This is a genomic window from Streptomyces lancefieldiae (assembly GCF_031845825.1).
GTDB classification, from domain to species: Bacteria; Actinomycetota; Actinomycetes; order Streptomycetales; family Streptomycetaceae; genus Streptomyces; species Streptomyces lancefieldiae.
In genome coordinates this window covers 1-16,351 of sequence record NZ_JAVRFH010000084.1, presented here as the reverse complement: position 1 = coordinate 16,351, position 16,351 = coordinate 1, and the positions used below count along the sequence as shown (strand labels likewise).

Genomic DNA, 16,351 nt, shown 5'->3' with positions numbered 1-16,351 from the left:
GAAGTGCAGGGCGGCGCGCACCGGAGAGACTGCCGTGTCCCACAGGGCGCCCCCGCCCAGTTCGGGGCAGTGGCGAATGTCGTCGCTGCCACGTCGTGGAATGGTGAACTCGGCGTACAGTGAGCGCAGTTCACCGATGCCACCTGCGTCAATCAGTGCGTGCACCACCTGGTGCTGGGTGTGGTGGACGAATAGGACGTTCTCCATCAGGGCCAGAGCACGGCTGCGTGCGAGGTGGAACAGACGGTCGGTCCGCGCCGGGTCGGTGGTCAGCGGCTTCTCGGCCAGGACGTGTTTGCCGGCGTCGAGGGCGGCTTCCGTCCAGTGGTCGTGCAAGGCAGCGGGCAGCGGCACGTACACCGCGTCGATCGCGGGGTCGGTGAGCAGTTCGCGGTAACCGTGCACCGCGCGGCACCCGTACGGCTGCGCGGTGTCCGCCGCGCGGCGCGGGTCGCGACTGGCGACGGCGGACAGCTCGAACTCCGCCGCCGCGTCGAACGCGGGGAGCATACGCCGCCGGGCGAACTCCGCACAGCCGAGCACCCCGACGCGCAGTGGGGCCGTCACAGGACCACGGCTCCGGTGTTGAGGCAGGACAGCAGAGTGCGGGCCTGGACATTGACGTAATGGCCGTGGCGCGTCAGGGAGTTCAGCTGCCCCGGGGTGACCCAGCGGTAGCCGGGTGGTACGTCCGGGCCGATGTCCTGGGCGTCGATGAACAGACATCGGGAGGTGGCGTTGAGGAAGCGGCCGCCCTCCTCGGAGTGGACGGCCTCGTAGCGGATGCGGGACGGATCCAGGTCGAGCAGCAATTCCGCGTAGGCCGGGTGATCCGCCGCATCGAGATGGGCGTAGTTCTCCGGGGTATACTGAAGGGTGGGCCCGAGTTCGACAGTGTCCAGGAATCCGCCTTCGGCCCTGGCGTGCACCAGGACGTGCGGCACTCCGTCGAAGCGGCGGGTGAGGAAGGCCGTCGTCCCCTCGGCCACGGGCTCGAACAGGGGCTGGGTCCAGCCGGTCACCTCGCGGTTCGTGGCCTCCACAGCCGCGGCCACCACACGGAAGTAGCGGCCGGCCCGGTGACTGATGGCCCACGTGTCGCGGTCCCATCCCACCGCGGCGCGCAGCGGGATGAGTTCGGTGCGGACCTCGCGCCGGGCGCGTTCGCCGGTGAACCAGGACAGCAACTCGGTGTCCGAATGCAGTGCCCTGGTCTGCGCGGACGCCACAGGCAGACACGCCAGGACGGTGCGGGCGTCCATGTTGACCACGTTGTCCAGGCCTAGCAGTTCACCGAGCTGACCAAGAGTCAGCCAGCAGAAGTCGTCATCGACCGGTACCTCGTCGTCGGTCCGGACCAGCATGTTCCGGTTGAACTTCCGGTAGAACCACGAGCCGTGTTCGGACTGCAGTACGTCGGCCAGTACGCTGCCCTGACGCGGCTGGGTGAAGTAGTCGATGTATTTGACGTCCGCGCCGCGGTGCACCTTCGAGTAGTTGCTGCGAGTGGCCTGCACGGTAGGGGAGAGCTGGAGCAGGTTCGGGTTTCCGGGCTCCATCTTGGCCTGCATCAGGAAGTGCAGGACTCCGTCGAACTCCTTGGCCAGGATGCCGAGGATGCCCACCTCGGGCTGTTGGATGATGGGCTGGTACCACTCCCGCACCGGTCCCTGACTCGTTCGCACGCGTAGCCCCTCGACGCTGAAGAACCGCCCGCTGTGGTGCCCCAGATTCCTGGTGTCCGGGGCGAATGACCAGTCTTCGAGCGCGGACAGCGGGATGCGTTCCACTATGAAGTGGTGTGCCTGGCGGCGCTCCGCCAACCAGGAGAGGAACTGCTCGGTCCGCAGTTGGGCCCCAGCCCCGCGGTCGGCCGCGGACGCGGCCAGGCGGGCCGGGAGGGTCAGGTCCTCCCGGAACTGCAGCGGTGGGGATGTGGTCATCGGCGGCCTCCGACGAACTCTTTGACAGAGGCGACGACGTAGTCAAGCATCTCGTCGGTCAGGCCCGGATAGACGCCGACCCAGAAGGTGTGCTCGGTGACGAAGTCGCTGTGGGCCAGAGAGCCCACCACCCGGTGCGCCACATCGGTGTAGGCGGGCTGCCGGGTGAGGTTGCCCGCGAAGAGACGCCTGGTGCCGATCCTGCGGCTCTCCAGGAAGTCCACCAGGGCGGCCCGGGTGAACGGCGCGTTGGGGTCCACACTGATGGTGAAGCCGAACCAGCTCGGATCGCTGCCCGGCGTCGGCTCCGGAAGACGCAGGTGCGGCACCTCGTCCAGGGCTTCGCGCAGCCGTCGCCAGTTGCGGCGGCGGGCGGCGATGAAGCCGTCCAGCTTGTCCAGCTGGCTCAGGCCGAGCGCCGCCTGCAGGTCGGTGCCCTTCAGGTTGTAACCCACGTGGGAGAAGATGTACTTGTGGTCGTAGCCGTGCGGCAGGCGCCCCATCTGATGGTCGAAGCGCTTGAGGCAGGTGTTGTTACGGCCCGGTTCGCACCAGCAGTCCCGGCCCCAGTCCCGCAGTGACTCCACGACTCGGTGCAGTCTGAGATTCGAGGTGAGGACGCAGCCACCCTCGCCCGTCGTCAGATGGTGGGCCGGATAGAAGCTCACTGTGGACAGGTCGCCGAACGTGCCGGTGAGCTTGCCGCCGTATGTCGAGCCGACCGCGTCGCAGTTGTCCTCGACCAGAAAAAGGCCGTGCTGCTCGGCCAGTTGGGTGATCTCGGCGACCTCGAAGGGGTTGCCGAGGGTGTGCGCGATCATGATGGCGCGGGTCTTCGGCCCGATTGCCTCTGCGACCCGCTCGGCGGTGGTGTTGTAGGTTCCGAGTTCGATGTCGACGAAGACGGGGACGAGGCCGTTCTGCACGATCGGGTTCACCGTGGTCGGAAAGCCCGCCGCGACCGTGATCACCTCGTCTCCTGGGCTCAGCCGGCGCTCTCCCAGGACCGGGGAACACAAAGCGCTCAGCGCGAGGAGGTTGGCTGAGGAACCGGAGTTGGTCAGGTGGGCCTTGCGGAGCCCGAGCAGCTTGGCGAACCGCGACTCGAAGAGCCGTGCGCGTGCACCCGCCGCGATCGTCATGTCCAGCGCGGCCTCGACGAGCGCCGCGCGGTCCTCGGCGTCCAGCGCCGCGCCGGAGGGCCAGATCTCGGTGACACCGGGGATGAAGCGCCCGTCGCCCTGTTGATCGATGTGGTACTTGCGGGTCTCGCTGAGGATCAGCTCTTTGTGCTGGCTCATGTGCCTCTCACTGCTCCTGGCCGTCATCATGCCCGCCGCCGGGGACGGCCGGGCCGTGGTGGGGACGACGTTCTTTGAGGCGCTCCTTCTCGTGGAGTCTGGCGTGCGGCCGCTCCCGCGTCGACGGCCGTCGCTCCGTCCGGGCGTCATGCCCGGCCCATCTGCCGCCGGCCCCTGGCGACCTCATGCCACCACCTCGCTCCGAGTGTCGTCACCGGATGAGCCGGTAAAGCGCACCACCCGCGCCGCGGCCTCGATCACCACCGTTCCGCGCAGCGAGTCGAGTGCGCCGACGTGTCCCGCCGCGTGGCTGCGCAGGATTTTCAGCAGGCGGCGGTTGCAGTTCAGGACGTCCTCGGTGCTGCCGGTGTCCTTCCAGCGGTCGGCGTATTCACTGGGCCGCACCTTGTGGCCGTGGGAGACCATACGATGCAGGGCATCGGTGATCACCAGCTCGCCTCGTGCGTTCGACTCGAGTGAGGCCACGGCCTCGTGGATGGCCGGGGTGAAGAAGTACACGCCGATCAGGGAAAGGCCACTGCTCGGCGTCTCCCGATTTTCCACCAGGTGTGCAACCCGCCCCTCGACATCGAGTTTCGCCACACCGAACGCCCGCGGATCGGTGACCTTGCACACGGTGACCTGCGCGTCCGGACGTGGTGCGACGAACTCCTCGGCGACCGTGGTGACATCGTCGGCCAGGACATGGTCGTCCGGGTACATCAGGAAGTCGTCGTCACCGAGAAAGGACCGGACCGGTGCCACACAGTGGGCGAGACCCAGCGGCGTCTGCTGGACGATGCAGGTGATCCTCGCTCCCGGGCGGCTGCCGTCGCCGATCGCCTCGGCGACCGGCCGGCCCTGGGCACCGACGACGATGTCGGTGACACCCCGGGCGTGGATGTACCCCGGGAGGTGTTCGAGCACCGGCCGGTTAGCGACGGGGAAGAGCTGCTTGGGCATCGAACGGGTGAAGGGGCGCAGGCGGGTGCCGTACCTGCCGCAGGGCACCAGAGCCTTCATCGTGCCGTCTCCGCAGGGGAAGTCACCGGGCCGCGCCCAGGTGCCCGGATGCCCTCGACCGACCGGCGCAGTGCGTCGATGACGGTGCTCACCTCCGCGTTGCTCAGCCCGGGATGGAGGGGCAGCAGCAGGGTCCGGTCCGCCGCCGCCTCGGCCCCCGGCAGCGACAGTCCCTCGGATGCGTAGGCCGGGATGCGGTGCAGGGCCGGGTAGCGAAAGGTGGTGAAGATGTCGTGGTCCAGCAGGTCCTTGGCGACCCGGTCGCGGATGTCCGCGTCGAACTGCACCCAGTAGAAGTAGTAGGAGCTGGCGTGCCCGTGCGGCAGCGGCGGCGGCAGCCGCACTCCCTCGACGTCCGCGAGAAACTGATCGTAGAGCGCGGCGATGTCACGGCGGCGGGCCACGAAGCCGGAGAGCTTGCGCAGTTGTACGAGACCGATGGCGGCGGTCGTGTCGTTGCCGATGAACCTGTGGCCGAAGGCCCGCACGCTGGGCTCCCACCAACGGTCGGAGACCCTGGAGGCTTCGTAGGCGCTGGCGTTTTCAAGTCCGTGGTACGCCAACTCGCGCGCCTTCTTCGCGAGGTCAGGGTCGCGGGCGTAAAAAGCGCCACCGTCGCCGGTGACCAGCACCTTCATAGAGTCGAAGCTCCAGGTGGCCAGATCGCCGAAGGTGCCGCAGGCGACCCCGTCCACCCGTGAGGCGACGGAACAGGCGGCGTCCTCGACCAGGGTGATGCCGCGCCGTCGGCACACCTGTGCGATCGCGGCGATGTCTCCGGGGTAGCCACCGTAGTGCAGCACCACCACCGCTTTGGTGCGTGGCGTGAGGGCTTGCTCGACGTGGGCGGCCGTGGGGTTCAGGGTGCGTACATCGGAGTCGCAGAACACCGGGCGGGCACCAGTCGCCGCCACGGCGTTGGCTGCGGCCACGAAACTCACCGACGGCAGTACGACGTCGTCACCGGGGCCGAGCTCGAGAAGTGCGGCGGCGAGGAAGAGGCCCGCGGTACAGGAGTTGATGAACACCACTTGCTCCGGCGGGACCTCGAGGTGCGCGGCGAACTCGGCCTCGAAGTCCTTGGTGCGCGGCCCGCGACCGGTCCAGTTTGAGGCGAACACCTCCGCGACCGCGGTCGCCTCCTCCTCGCCGAGGCAGGGCTGGAAGACGTTGATCACGCTGACAGTCCTCTCGTGAACGCTTCGTGACCGCGTCCCGGTCTCGCGGGAAGGGGCGGGCCCGGACGCGGGTTCTGCGGGTCGCCGGTACCGCTATGCGCGGACGCCCACGAACAGCCCGCGGCCGTTGGGCCCACCCGGCCGATACGTCATTGCGCAGCCGAGGTCGGCGAAGGCGGCGGCGTACTCGTGCTCGCCGAACAGGGAGAGCGTTTCGTGCTCGGTGAACTCCCTGATCCCCGTGGCGTCGGCCACCGTGAAGCGGACGGTCATACGGCTGAGGCGGCCGTCCCGCACAGTGTGCGACAGCCGGCTAACCGCCCTGCCGTCCTCCTGGGCGAGACTGGCCGAGACGGATCCGTCGATGAACCGCTCCGGGAACCACCATGGTTCGACGACGACCACTCCGCCGGGGGCCAGGTGCCGGACCATCGCGGCCGTGGAGGCGCGCAGTTCCTCCACCGAGCGCATGTAGGCCAGGGAGAAGCACAGACACACGACCGCGTCATAGGTGGTGCCGAGATCGAAGGAGCGCATGTCCCCGACGTGCACGGTGGTGCCGGGCAGCTTCCGCTCGGAGATCCGCCGCATGTCGGGCGACAGTTCGAGGCCCTCGGCTCGCACAAAGTGGGTGGCAAAACGGACCAGGTGCTCTCCCGTGCCGGAGGCGATGTCCAGAAGCGAGTCCGCCCGTGGGTTGCGCCGGCGGATCAGCGCGGTCACCTCGTCCGCCTCGGCCGACCAGTTCCGGCCGCGCGCGGCGTGCACGAAGTCGAAGATCTCGGCGTGGTCCCTGCTGTACACGGCGGGAAAGTCTTCTTCCGGAGCAACGACCATCGGACCTCCACAGAAGGTTGTCGGGCGGCGCCGACCACGACCCGGACGTGAGGCGACGGCCAGGCATACATGGCTGTCATCCCCCTCTGACGGTGTCGGGCAGCGACGGCATCACCACCGGGACCACTCGTGCCCGGACGCTAGTCGACGGTGCTAAAGCGAGGCTTGCGCTGCCCGGGAGCGGTTGTTGTCGCGGCCGGGCCTCGGGATGATGGAGCGAGCATGCCGTCGCCCGCCGTCGGCACCGTGATGCGAGCGGACGAATCGACAGGACCAGGACGGAAGTAATGTCGGGAGAAATCTCACCCACTGGAAAGCACTCGGGCCCCGACTCGTCGCCCGGGCTGCGGGCCTCACACGCGGACCGCGACCGGGTGGTCGACGTGCTGCGTGTCGCGGCGGGGGACGGTCGGCTGAGCGTGGAGGAGCTGGACGAGCGCCTGGAAGCAGCCCTGTCGGCGCGGACCATGGGGGAGCTGACCGCGCTCACCGCCGACCTGCCGCTGGTGCCGGCCGAGGTCGGTGCAACCGGCACGGAGGTCAGGGACGTGGTCCGGATCGAGCAGGTGCACAGCGCGGTCGAGCGCGTGGGGCGCTGGGTGGTGCCGCGGAGGCTTGAACTGGCGATCCAGTGGTGTGACGTGACGCTCGACTTCACCGATGCCGTGATCACCCAGGACACGCTGCGTATCGACATGGACATGGACGGCAAGGACCTGGTGATGGTCATCAGGCCGGGCATCGTGGTCGACACCGACGGTCTGCGGCTGGTGCACAGCAAGGTCAAGCACCGGCAGGCGCCGTCGGGTCCCTATACACCGGTCGTTCTGCGCGTGCAGTTGGTCGGCCGGAAGACGCACGGCCGCGTGGTGGTGCGGCCGCCGCGTCGGACGTTAGGGGAGTGGCTGGCGCGCAGGTCCGCGTCCCCTTCTGCGGACGACTGAGAAGGTCAACCCCCGTAGCCTCCGATCTCATTCGGCCTCAGCGGTGGCCTGAGTGTGGATGCTGTTGCTTGAGCGTCCGGTTTTGGGCGGGTTGCGGGAATTGTCCCAGCGGTGGTGCCGGATGCGCCGCCGCGTTTGTGGTGGCTGGCGCCGGAACGGCGACCGTGAGGTGCTGGCTGCGATCATCTTCGTGGCCACGACGGGCTGTACGTGGTCGCAAGTCCCGCCGGTTTTCGGGCCGTCCGGTGCAACGGCCCATCGCCGGTTCATGGCGTGGTCGAAGGCTCGGGTGCTTGAGCAACTGTCCGGCGCCCGCCTCCCAGCCCTGGCCAGCCTGGCCAACGCCATCCGTGAGGACCAGCCCGCAGTCGTGCAGGGCATCACCACCCCGTTCAGCTCGGGCGTCAACGAGGGCCGCATCACCGATCTGAAGCTCCCAAAACGGATCATGGCCGGCGGCGCAGGTGTCCCGCTGCTCCGCCACCGTGTTGTCCTCATGGCCCTGCTCCGACGCCGCTATCCGTGACGGAGCGTCACCGGCGCACGGTGGCACACCCCAGCATCACGGAAATTTTGCCAGGGCCGTGAACGTCCCCACCCGCGTACGGATGAAGAGGGACAGTTGCTGATGCGTTGAGACCTGCTGCTCGGCACTCTGCTGCTTGGTCGGTGAGAGGCGGCAGGAGGCGGTCGACGGTGGTCCTGGATCCGCATCGTTGGTTGGAATTGCGTCGCTTCCGGAGTCTGTTGGAGTCCGGGGCGATCAGCCTGTCAGAGGTGGCCCGGGAGACCGGGCTGGACCGGAAGACGGTCCGCAAGTATTTGTCGGCGCCAGGGCCGGCTACCCCGCCACGCCGGTCGCCGAACGGCCGGTCGAAGGCGAGGGTGATCGACGAGTTCGCACCGCTGGTCGACTCGATGCTGCGGGCCGAGATTCTGATGAAGGCCGCCGTGATCCACGGGCGGCTGGTGGCGGAGTACGGTTCACCGGCAACTACCAGCGGACCAAGATCTACGTCCAGGAAGCCCGGCCTCGTATCGCCGAGGAGCTGGGCATCACGCCGAAGGAACTCGCCGACATGCACCGCCGCTTCGAGGTGATCCCCGGTGCCCAGGCTCAGGTCGACTGTCTGAGGACGAGCGGGCGATGTTGGAACGGTGGACGCGTCTGGCGACAACGGCCCAGGCGCTGGCCCTGCGGGCGCGAATTGTGCTGGCTTGCGCGGGGCCGGAGGTGCCGCCGATCGTCGCGGTCGCCCGGGATCTGCGGGTGAGTGCGGACACGGTCCGCAAGTGGCGGCGGCGCTTCCTCGCCGACCGGCTGGCCGAGAGCCGAGGCCGGGCCGCCCGCCCAGCATCAGCATCGACCAGGTGGAAGCGGTGGTGGTCACCAAGCTGGAACAACTGCCGAAGAACGCCACCCACTGGTCCCGAAAATTGATGGCGCAACACAGTGGTCTGTCGAAGTCGACGGTCGGCCGGATCTGGCGGCAGTTCCAGCTCAAGCCGCATCTGGCCGACACCTTCAAGCTGGCGACCGACCCGTTGTTCGTGGAGAAGGTCTACGACGTCGTGGGGCTGTATTTCATTCCGCCCGAGGGTGCGGTGGTGCTCTCGGTGGACGAGAAGTCGCAGATTCAGGCCCTGGACCTGTCCCAGCCGGTGCTGCTGGGCATGTCCGAGCGGCGCACCCACGACTACGTCCGCAACGGCCTGACCACCCCTACGGCACCCACAAGACCCCGGCGATCAAGGTTTGGCTGGCCAAACACCCTCGGTTCGAGCTGCACTTCACCCCGACCGGCTCCTCCTGGATCAACCAGGTGGAGCGGTGGTTTGGCTACCTCGCCCACCAGATGATCTGCCGCGGCGCACACAAGAACATCCAAGCCCTGGAAGCCGACATCCGGGCCTGGGTCAAGGACTGGAACGAAGACCCCAAACCGTTCATCTGTACCAAGATCGCCGAAGAGATTCTCGACTCCCTCGCCCGCTTCTGCCCAAGGATCTCAAGCGCAGAACACTAGCACATGTTCAGCTCATCCAGGCCCGCGGCTGATTCCCTCTACGACAGCGTGCCGGTGACCCCGTGAGGCGGTCATCGGCACGCTGTCACTGCCGTGACCTGGCCCGGCGTCCCGGCCACGTTCGTGACCCGGCGGTCGGCGCGCAGCCCGCGCGGCCGGGCACCGGGGCGGTCACCGCTGCGCCGCTCCCGGTTCGGCGCGCTGCTGCAGCGGCTCCCACCAGTCCCGGTTCTCGCGGTACCAGGAGACGGTCTCGGCGAGCCCGGTGGCGAAGTCCTTGCGTGGCCGGTAGCCCAGCTCCTGGGTGATCTTGGCGTAGTCCACCGAGTAACGGCGGTCGTGACCCTTGCGGTCGGTGACGTACTCCACCGACTCCCAGCCTGCTCCGCACGCCTCCAGCAGCAGGGCTGTCAGCTCCTTGTTGGTGAGTTCGGTTCCTCCGCCGATGTTGTAGACCTCGCCGGGACGGCCCTTCGTGCGGACCAGTTCGATGCCCTGCACGTGGTCGTCGATGTGCAACCATTCGCGGACGTTGAGTCCGTCTCCATAGAGCGGGACCGTGCGGCCCTGCAGCAGCCGGGTGATGAGCAGCAGGATCAGTTTCTCGGGGAAGTGTTGCCGGCCGTAGTTGTTGGAGCAGCGGGTCACTCGGACGTCGAGACTGTGGGTGCGGTGGTAGGAGAGGGCGATAACGTCGGCGGACGCCTTCGAGGCCGCGTAGGGCGAGTTGGGCGACACCGGGTGAGTCTCCGGCCAGGAACCGTGCGCGATGGAGCCGTACACCTCGTCCGTGGAGATGTGGACGAAGACGCCCCGCCCGTCGGCATGGTGGCGCAGCGCCGCGTCAAGCAGGACCTGCGTCCCGCCGACGTCCGTCCGGACGAACTCGGCAGCGTCCATGATCGATCGGTCCACGTGCGACTCTGCGGCGAAGTGCACGATCTGGTCGTGCTCGGCGACCAGCAGGTTCACGACCGCGGTGTCGCAGATGTCGCCCTGGACGAAGGAAAACCCGGGGTGTGCACGCACCGGGCCGAGGTTGGCCGGGTCGCCGACGTAGGTCAGTTTGTCGAGGACGATGACCTGCACCCCGGCCGGTCCGTGCGGGCCGAGCAGGGTGCGGACGTAGTGGGAGCCGATGAAGCCGGCGCCACCGGTGACCAGGATTCTGTGGCGGTCATGACGAGATGCACACCTTACTGTGGTCCCCGAGCACCAGCCGATGGGCTGTCAGCACGCCGGTCGCCGGCGTGACTTCGGCGTTTCGCCCGATCAGCGAACTCTCGATGCGGCGGACCCCCTGCACCGTGGCGCCGGCCAGGACGATGGAGAACTCTATTTCGCTGGACTCGATCCGGCAGTCCGGCGCTATCGAGGTGGACGGGCCGACGTAGGAATTGGTGATCAGTGTGTTCGCGCCGATCACGACCGGTCCCACGATCCGTGAGCCCCGGATCTCGGCGCCGGCATCGACCGTGACCTGGCCTATGATCTCGCTGGCTGCGTCGACCGATCCGTCGATACGTCCCTCGATACGTTCCAGCACGGCGCGGTTGACCTCCAGCATAGCGAGGACGTTCCCGGTGTCCTTCCAGTAGCCGGAGATGGTCGTGGAGCGGACGTCACGCCCGTGGTCGATGAGCCATTGCAGAGCGTCGGTGATCTCCAACTCGCCGCGCCAAGAGGGCTCGATCCGCTGTACGGCCTCGTGCATCGCCGTGGTGAACAGGAAGACGCCGACCAGCGCCAGGTCGCTGCGCGGGACGGCCGGCTTCTCCTCCAGCGACACCACCTTTCCGGACATGTCGAGTTCGGCAACGCCGAAGGCAGTAGGATCAGCCACCTTGGTGAGCAGGATTTGCGCGTCTGGTCGGCTGCCGCGGAACTCGTCCACGAGATCCGCGATACCGCCGACGATGAAGTTGTCACCGAGATACACGACGAAGTCCTCGTCGCCGAGAAAGTCGCGTGCGATCAGGACGGCATGGGCGAGGCCGAGGGGCGCCGATTGCCGGATGTAGGTGACATCGAGGCCGAAAGCGGAACCGTCGCCGACCGCCTGCTGGATCTCCGGAGCAGTGTCACCGACAATGATGCCGACCTCGGTAATGCCTGCATCCGCGATGGCCTCTAACCCGTAGAAGAGAACTGGTTTGTTCGCTACAGGAACGAGCTGCTTGGCGTAGGTGTGAGTGATGGGCCGCAGGCGGGTTCCGGCCCCGCCCGACAGTACGAGAGCCTTCATATCGGCGCAGTGTATTAGGACTCTGTTACTGGGGTCTTCGAAGTCAGGGTGCTTTGCATGATCAAGGTCTGGAGCGTGTCTGAAAGATCGTGTAAGTCCGTAATGTGACAGGCTGGCCGGGGCCTTGTGCAGGGCCTTGACCAGCCGGGACGGACGGACCATGACAGAGCCTTTTCCATCATGATCAGGTGGTGAGTTCGAGTGCGACGACGGCTCGGACGGCGGCGGTGATCCGGGTGGTGCTGCAGCGGAGCTTCCGCAGGAGCCGCCAGGACTTGAGGATCGCCATGGCGCGTTCACCGAGGCTGCGGATCTTTGCGTGGTCCCGGTTGGGACGTCGGCGCCAGCCGCGCTGGTGCTTGCCACGGATTGGGACACGGATCGCAGGGCCGGCGCCCTGATACGTCTTGTCGGCCCAGCACTTGATGTCCTCCGCGGCGGGTGCGGCGGGAATGCCGTGGGCCCGCGCCGCGGTCAGGTCGTGTTTGGCTCCCGGCAGTGCGTCCGAGACCCAGATCAGGCGTCCGGCGGGATCGGCGAGGACCTGCACGTTCATCCCGTGGTGCTTCTTCTTCCCGGAGTAGTACGGCCGGTCTGCGGCGATGCGGTCGATCGGCAGCAGGGTGCCGTCGAGGATCACGTACGCCTTCTTTCGGACAGTCGGCATGGCCTGTTCCAGCGTGGGCGCGAGGGCGGGCAGGAGGTCGACGGCCTCGCGTATGTAGCGGTAGGCCGTGGCGATCCCGATGCGGAAGCCTGCGGCGAGGCGGGCCGTCAGCTGAATCGCCGCCCGGCGCGGACAGCACCGCACCCACACGCTCACGGGCGATCGTCCACTCCAACCACTCCTGCTCGGCCATCGCGAGCTCGGCCTGGATCCGGTCGACTTCCTCGCGCAGCCCATCCACACGACGACGAGCGGCAAGCTCGTGCTGTTCCAGCAGTCCGAAAACCGACGGCATTCGCGACCTCCACGGGAGCGACGAAACGACGATCCATCACTCCCACACCGTCGCCGCCCCTACCCCTGACCAGCGAAAACACAGTCGTCAGACTCGGAAAGACAACAGCCTCTCAGCCCTTGGCCGTGTCGGCAGGTAAGGGGCCGAGGGGGCAGGTGGGTGCATGGTCGGCGGACTGCGGGCCCTGAGGTCCTGCTTGTCGCTGCAGGAGTGTCAGGATCATCCCAGCTCCTGATCAGTAGACCGAGGGGGATGGCCCAGACATGGCTCGATGGATAGTGCTTGCCTCGCTACTCGATGCGGAAGCATCCAGCTATCGCACTCTTGCCGAACTGGACGGCAGCGCTGAGGAGGCGATGGCCGCGCTCCGAGAAGAGGTGAACACCTATGACCGTGGCGTCATGAAGATGGTCCGGAGGGAGGTGTTCGAATGCTCGGAGCGGTCGTACTTCGTTCGCGTCCATGGGCGTCTCTCTCAGAGTGAGTGCTTCATCCAGCTCTGTGAACTGGTGGCTGACACCGGAACCGCTGCTCTTCCGGATGCCGTTGGTTAGCGGCAAATGACAGGACAGCTACTACGGCCATAGCCCAACAACAGCGTCACCTGACCTGCCGCCCAGGTCCCTAATTGCGTGTGGCCTCAAGCCTGCGTACCTCCCCTTCGCCTCCGCGGAAGCGGACTGCCCGGTTCAGCCAGCCCTGCTGGTGAGGCAACAGCCGGCTGCGCTCCCTTCCCGGTACATCGCCCGCCTGGGCCGAGGGGTACGCGAGGCGAGGAAGACCGCGGCGTCGGTGATGCCCGGCAGCTCCCGGCAGCGGACGATCCTCCGCTGCCCCCTCGGTTTCGCGCTCGTTCCGGTGGCTTCGCCGTCCAGAGCCTGTACCCCACAAGGGCCACGACGCCTGGGTCGCGCCTCGGGTCACGTCCTGGGGTGCCGGTAAGAACGCTGTCAGCGATCCTACTGGCTTATTCCGTGCCCGGCGGGGCTGGCGGCTCGTTGGTCGGGTCAGTAGCGGCCGTCTTGGCATTCCCTGTCGCGGGTGGGGTGTGGGATGTCGATGCAGCTGAGGCCGTGGCCGAAGGTGCCTGAGCCGACTGCGCAGGTGGCGCGGGCGGTGGCGGCACGGGGCCCGTACCCGTTGGCGATGCGGGTCCGTGACGAGCTGGGTGAGTTGTTCGCGGAACCGAGTTTGCCGAGGCGTTCGAAGCCAGAGGGCGACCGAGCTGGTCGCCGGGCCAGCTGACAGGCCACCTGCCCACGCGGGGACACCAGCACCTGGTGGAGCCCCGCCACCCTGCGCGGCGCCAAGGCCATCGTCATCAAGTTCGACAAGGAGACCTGTCGACCCTGCCCGGTGCGAGACCAGTGCACCCGATCGAAGACCGGTGGCCGGACCCTCTCCCTGCAACCCCGTGAGGTGCAGGAAGTCCTCGACCATGCTCGCCTCCAGCAGGGCGACGAGCAGTGGCGAGCCAGGTACGCAACCCGCGCGGGCGGTCTCCAGAAGACCCACCTGGAGCACGTCTTCTCCGCCGTTGCACTCAACCTCATCCGCCTCGATGCCTGGTGGAACGGCCACCCTCTCGACCGCACCCCCGTCAGCCACCTTGCCCGACTCGACCTCTCCCTCGCCGCGTGACCGAATAAGCCAGCAGGATCGTCAGCAGCCGCAAACGAGGGGTGTCACGTCTGGCGACGTGCGGGTGTTCGATGGCTGTAGTGGCTGCTGACAGTGTTCTCCCACGAGTGCTTCCCGGTCCGTGCTTGGCCAGCCCGCACCGAATCACGCGGTGGCGCACGTGGTCAGTCCGCCCAGACGTCCCACCACTGTTGCGACTGGAAGTTCTTCTGCCAAAGTTGGACGCGGGCGCCGTTGCCCCAGACGTTCGCGTCGCGTTCCATGACGATGTTGCCGCCGCCGTAGAAGGCGGCGTTGTAGATCGCGCGGTCGCCCGCCGGGTGAGACCAGCTCTGTTGTGGAGTGTTGTTGCAATCCCATATCTGCACCTTGGTGCCGTTATTGCCACCCCCGTTGAGGTCGGCGTCCAGGCACTTGCCGGGGAAGCGGTAGCTCTCCAGCGCGCCGTTATTCCAGAGGTACCAGCGCTGCTGGCTCGTGCCGTTGCACTCCCAGACCTGGACGGCCGTGCCGTTGCCGCCGCCGTTTGCGTCGACGTCCAGGCACTGGGGTGTGGGGCGGTTCGCGAAGTCGCTGGTGATGCGCACGGGCAGGTCCAGCACCCTCTGCGGTGATAGCGCGGCTAACCCCTGGGTGGTGGCCGTCCAGTGCACGGGCTTGGAGGCGGGCTGGGGGTGCGCGCTCGCTGTGGTGGTGCTGGCCAAGGCGATGGCGAAGGCGACTGTGGTCATCGCCGCCCAACGTCCGGTGCGGGGCATGTCCTCTCCTTTGCTAGTCAGTGGTCGGTCCGCGACGAGTCGATTGCAGTACGGGGGGCTACCTCAGCACAGAAGGGCGAGAGAGCGTGCCTCCTGAACAAGCCACGCCGGTCCCGGTAAGCCGGGTTTGAATCGGTTGCCCATTCCGCGGCCTTGAAGCGTGCACAGCCGTACAGCGGCGCTCCACCCACGCGGGTGAGACCCTCGCAAGATCACCACGGTTTGCGCCTGGGTTGGGGCGGGCCGAGGCGCGGTACTGGCCTTGCGACCAGCCCGTTTCCTCGGCCCGCCGGCCGCACCCGCCGTGCGTGTCTCCACGCAACGGGCGCGATCCCGAACAGCCGCATGAGGTGGAGAGGGTCGGCGAATTTGCGGGCTTCATGGGGGATGCGGTCCTGCCGGAGTTGGGACATCGAGGCGTCCAGCTTTCGGAAGGTCCGTTTGAGCATGGTGCTGGTGACCGGCGGGTGCTCGGAATGCATCGCGCTCTGACGCCTTCAACTGGCCCCCCGGGGGCGGGGGCAGTGGCCCGAGGGACTCAGTCCCTTCCAGGTAGGAGGCACTATTCCTGCAGTTCAGAGCGGGTAAGTGCTCTTGTACAGGGACTGAAGGGACTGAGTCCCTCTATATATGAGCCAACTGAGTACATGTGTTGTTCGCGCCCGTGCGTAGGAGGAGACCTAGTTGGAGCGGCTGATAATTGGAACTTTCGGTCCCTACAGTCCCTGTTGCTTACAGCTCAGTCGTCTGACCTGCACTTTTACTGCAGGGACTGAAGACGGACTGAGACCCTGCCCTTGGGGATACAGCCCCTCTCCTCGGAAGGGAGTGTTCGAGCCGCTCGCGGCTGGCAGCTTGAGTGGTGAATCCTGAGTTTGGGTCCCTTCGGACCCTCCAAATAAGCTTAATTCGGGCACCCGGGGTGGTTGAGTGTCCCTGGGGAGGGTCCGAAGGGACCCAAGGGACTCAAGTCTCGATACTGCGGCATGCCGTGGAAGCTGTCACCCCACAGCCCCCCAAGGTCCTACACTCTGTTCCGAAGTACAGTCCCTTGGGTCCCTGATGAGGGCAGCCGTGCCCGGCCATGAGAGCCGCCCGGCCAGGCATTGACACGGCGCAGCCGTCAGGGCGCCGGCACGACGACGGCGAGCCAGGCGCGTGCTGCTGAAGCCGTCCGGATCATCCTGACGACCCGCCACCCGACCCGCACAACCACCCCGCCGCGCGGCCTGCCCGGCGCCTGGACCACGATCCCGCCCCGGGCATTTCGAGCCTGCACGTGCAAGGCGAGTGTCACCCGAACGGCCTACATGATCCCGTGCCGGGCGTGCGGCGTTCACTCGTTCGGCCCATGCTGAGCGTGGACCTTCTGCCGCCGCGCATTCCCGTGATCAGTGTTCCATCGGGAGGCATCGTGGTCGTGATAGCTCTGCTCGTGCCGGTCGTGCTGCTCCTGCTGATGTTCGCGCTGGACGCCTTCGAAGACTTCCTG

11 protein-coding genes and 5 pseudogenes are annotated in these 16,351 nt (G+C 67.2%); 5 read left to right on the top strand and 11 right to left on the bottom strand.

The window, feature by feature from the left end; genetic code table 11:
• The 6 genes from RM812_RS38215 to RM812_RS38190 form a co-directional block, all read right to left on the bottom strand.
• On the bottom strand, positions 1 to 567 hold a 567-nt coding region (locus tag RM812_RS38215; protein ID WP_311584854.1), incomplete at its 3' end, for a Gfo/Idh/MocA family protein.
• Positions 564 to 1,943, bottom strand: a complete 1,380-nt coding sequence (locus RM812_RS38210; protein ID WP_311584852.1) for an NDP-hexose 2,3-dehydratase family protein — start codon at positions 1,941 to 1,943, stop codon at positions 564 to 566. The genes RM812_RS38210 and RM812_RS38215, both read right to left, overlap by 4 nt.
• Complete coding sequence (gene rfbH / locus RM812_RS38205) at positions 1,940 to 3,244, bottom strand: lipopolysaccharide biosynthesis protein RfbH (protein WP_311584849.1); 1,305 nt, start codon at positions 3,242 to 3,244, stop codon at positions 1,940 to 1,942. The genes RM812_RS38210 and rfbH overlap by 4 nt, the downstream gene beginning before the upstream one ends.
• Before the next feature lie 183 nt (positions 3,245 to 3,427).
• Positions 3,428 to 4,267 (bottom strand): sugar phosphate nucleotidyltransferase, encoded by an 840-nt coding sequence (locus tag RM812_RS38200; protein WP_311584845.1) that lies wholly within the window; start codon positions 4,265 to 4,267, stop codon positions 3,428 to 3,430.
• A complete protein-coding gene (locus RM812_RS38195; RefSeq protein ID WP_311584841.1) occupies positions 4,264 to 5,445 on the bottom strand; it encodes a DegT/DnrJ/EryC1/StrS family aminotransferase in 1,182 nt (393 codons plus the stop codon). The genes RM812_RS38200 and RM812_RS38195 overlap by 4 nt, the downstream gene beginning before the upstream one ends.
• Before the next feature lie 93 nt (positions 5,446 to 5,538).
• Complete coding sequence (locus RM812_RS38190) at positions 5,539 to 6,249, bottom strand: class I SAM-dependent DNA methyltransferase (protein WP_311584838.1); 711 nt, start codon at positions 6,247 to 6,249, stop codon at positions 5,539 to 5,541.
• A 320-nt stretch (positions 6,250 to 6,569) separates the two neighbouring features.
• On the opposite strand from RM812_RS38190, the gene RM812_RS38185 reads away from it, so the two are divergent.
• From RM812_RS38185 to RM812_RS38170, 3 genes and pseudogenes are all read left to right on the top strand, one after another.
• The gene (locus RM812_RS38185) at positions 6,570 to 7,226 is read left to right on the top strand and encodes a DUF1707 SHOCT-like domain-containing protein (RefSeq protein ID WP_311584835.1); all 657 of its coding nucleotides are present in this window, start codon (positions 6,570 to 6,572) and stop codon (positions 7,224 to 7,226) included.
• Between the two features lie 139 nt (positions 7,227 to 7,365).
• Positions 7,366 to 7,530, top strand: a pseudogene (locus RM812_RS38180) (transposase); the annotation flags it as partial.
• An 843-nt stretch (positions 7,531 to 8,373) separates the two neighbouring features.
• A pseudogene (locus RM812_RS38170) lies at positions 8,374 to 9,253 on the top strand (IS630 family transposase).
• Between the two features lie 171 nt (positions 9,254 to 9,424).
• Here the strand turns inward: RM812_RS38170 and rfbB are convergent.
• The 4 genes and pseudogenes from rfbB to RM812_RS43190 form a co-directional block, all read right to left on the bottom strand.
• Positions 9,425 to 10,477 carry a dTDP-glucose 4,6-dehydratase gene (gene rfbB, locus RM812_RS38165; RefSeq protein ID WP_311584857.1) on the bottom strand — a complete coding sequence of 351 codons (1,053 nt, stop codon included), beginning with the start codon at positions 10,475 to 10,477 and terminating at the stop codon, positions 9,425 to 9,427.
• Positions 10,431 to 11,498: a glucose-1-phosphate thymidylyltransferase gene (locus RM812_RS38160; RefSeq protein WP_311584832.1), complete on the bottom strand. Its 1,068-nt coding sequence runs from the start codon at positions 11,496 to 11,498 to the stop codon at positions 10,431 to 10,433. The genes rfbB and RM812_RS38160 overlap by 47 nt, the downstream gene beginning before the upstream one ends.
• Before the next feature lie 184 nt (positions 11,499 to 11,682).
• A pseudogene (locus tag RM812_RS38155) lies at positions 11,683 to 12,270 on the bottom strand (transposase family protein); the annotation flags it as partial.
• Position 12,271: 1 nt separating this feature from the next.
• Positions 12,272 to 12,460, bottom strand: a pseudogene (locus tag RM812_RS43190) (hypothetical protein); the annotation flags it as partial.
• Between the two features lie 263 nt (positions 12,461 to 12,723).
• Between RM812_RS43190 and RM812_RS38150 the strand changes: the two are divergent.
• Both RM812_RS38150 and RM812_RS38145 read left to right on the top strand, forming a co-directional pair.
• Positions 12,724 to 13,014: a hypothetical protein gene (locus tag RM812_RS38150; protein ID WP_311584829.1), complete on the top strand. Its 291-nt coding sequence runs from the start codon at positions 12,724 to 12,726 to the stop codon at positions 13,012 to 13,014.
• Between the two features lie 709 nt (positions 13,015 to 13,723).
• A pseudogene (locus tag RM812_RS38145) lies at positions 13,724 to 14,101 on the top strand (transposase); the annotation flags it as partial.
• 164 nt (positions 14,102 to 14,265) lie between these two features.
• Here the strand turns inward: RM812_RS38145 and RM812_RS38140 are convergent.
• Positions 14,266 to 14,859 (bottom strand): RICIN domain-containing protein, encoded by a 594-nt coding sequence (locus RM812_RS38140; protein WP_311584826.1) that lies wholly within the window; start codon positions 14,857 to 14,859, stop codon positions 14,266 to 14,268.
• Positions 14,860 to 16,351: the final 1,492 nt, after the last annotated feature.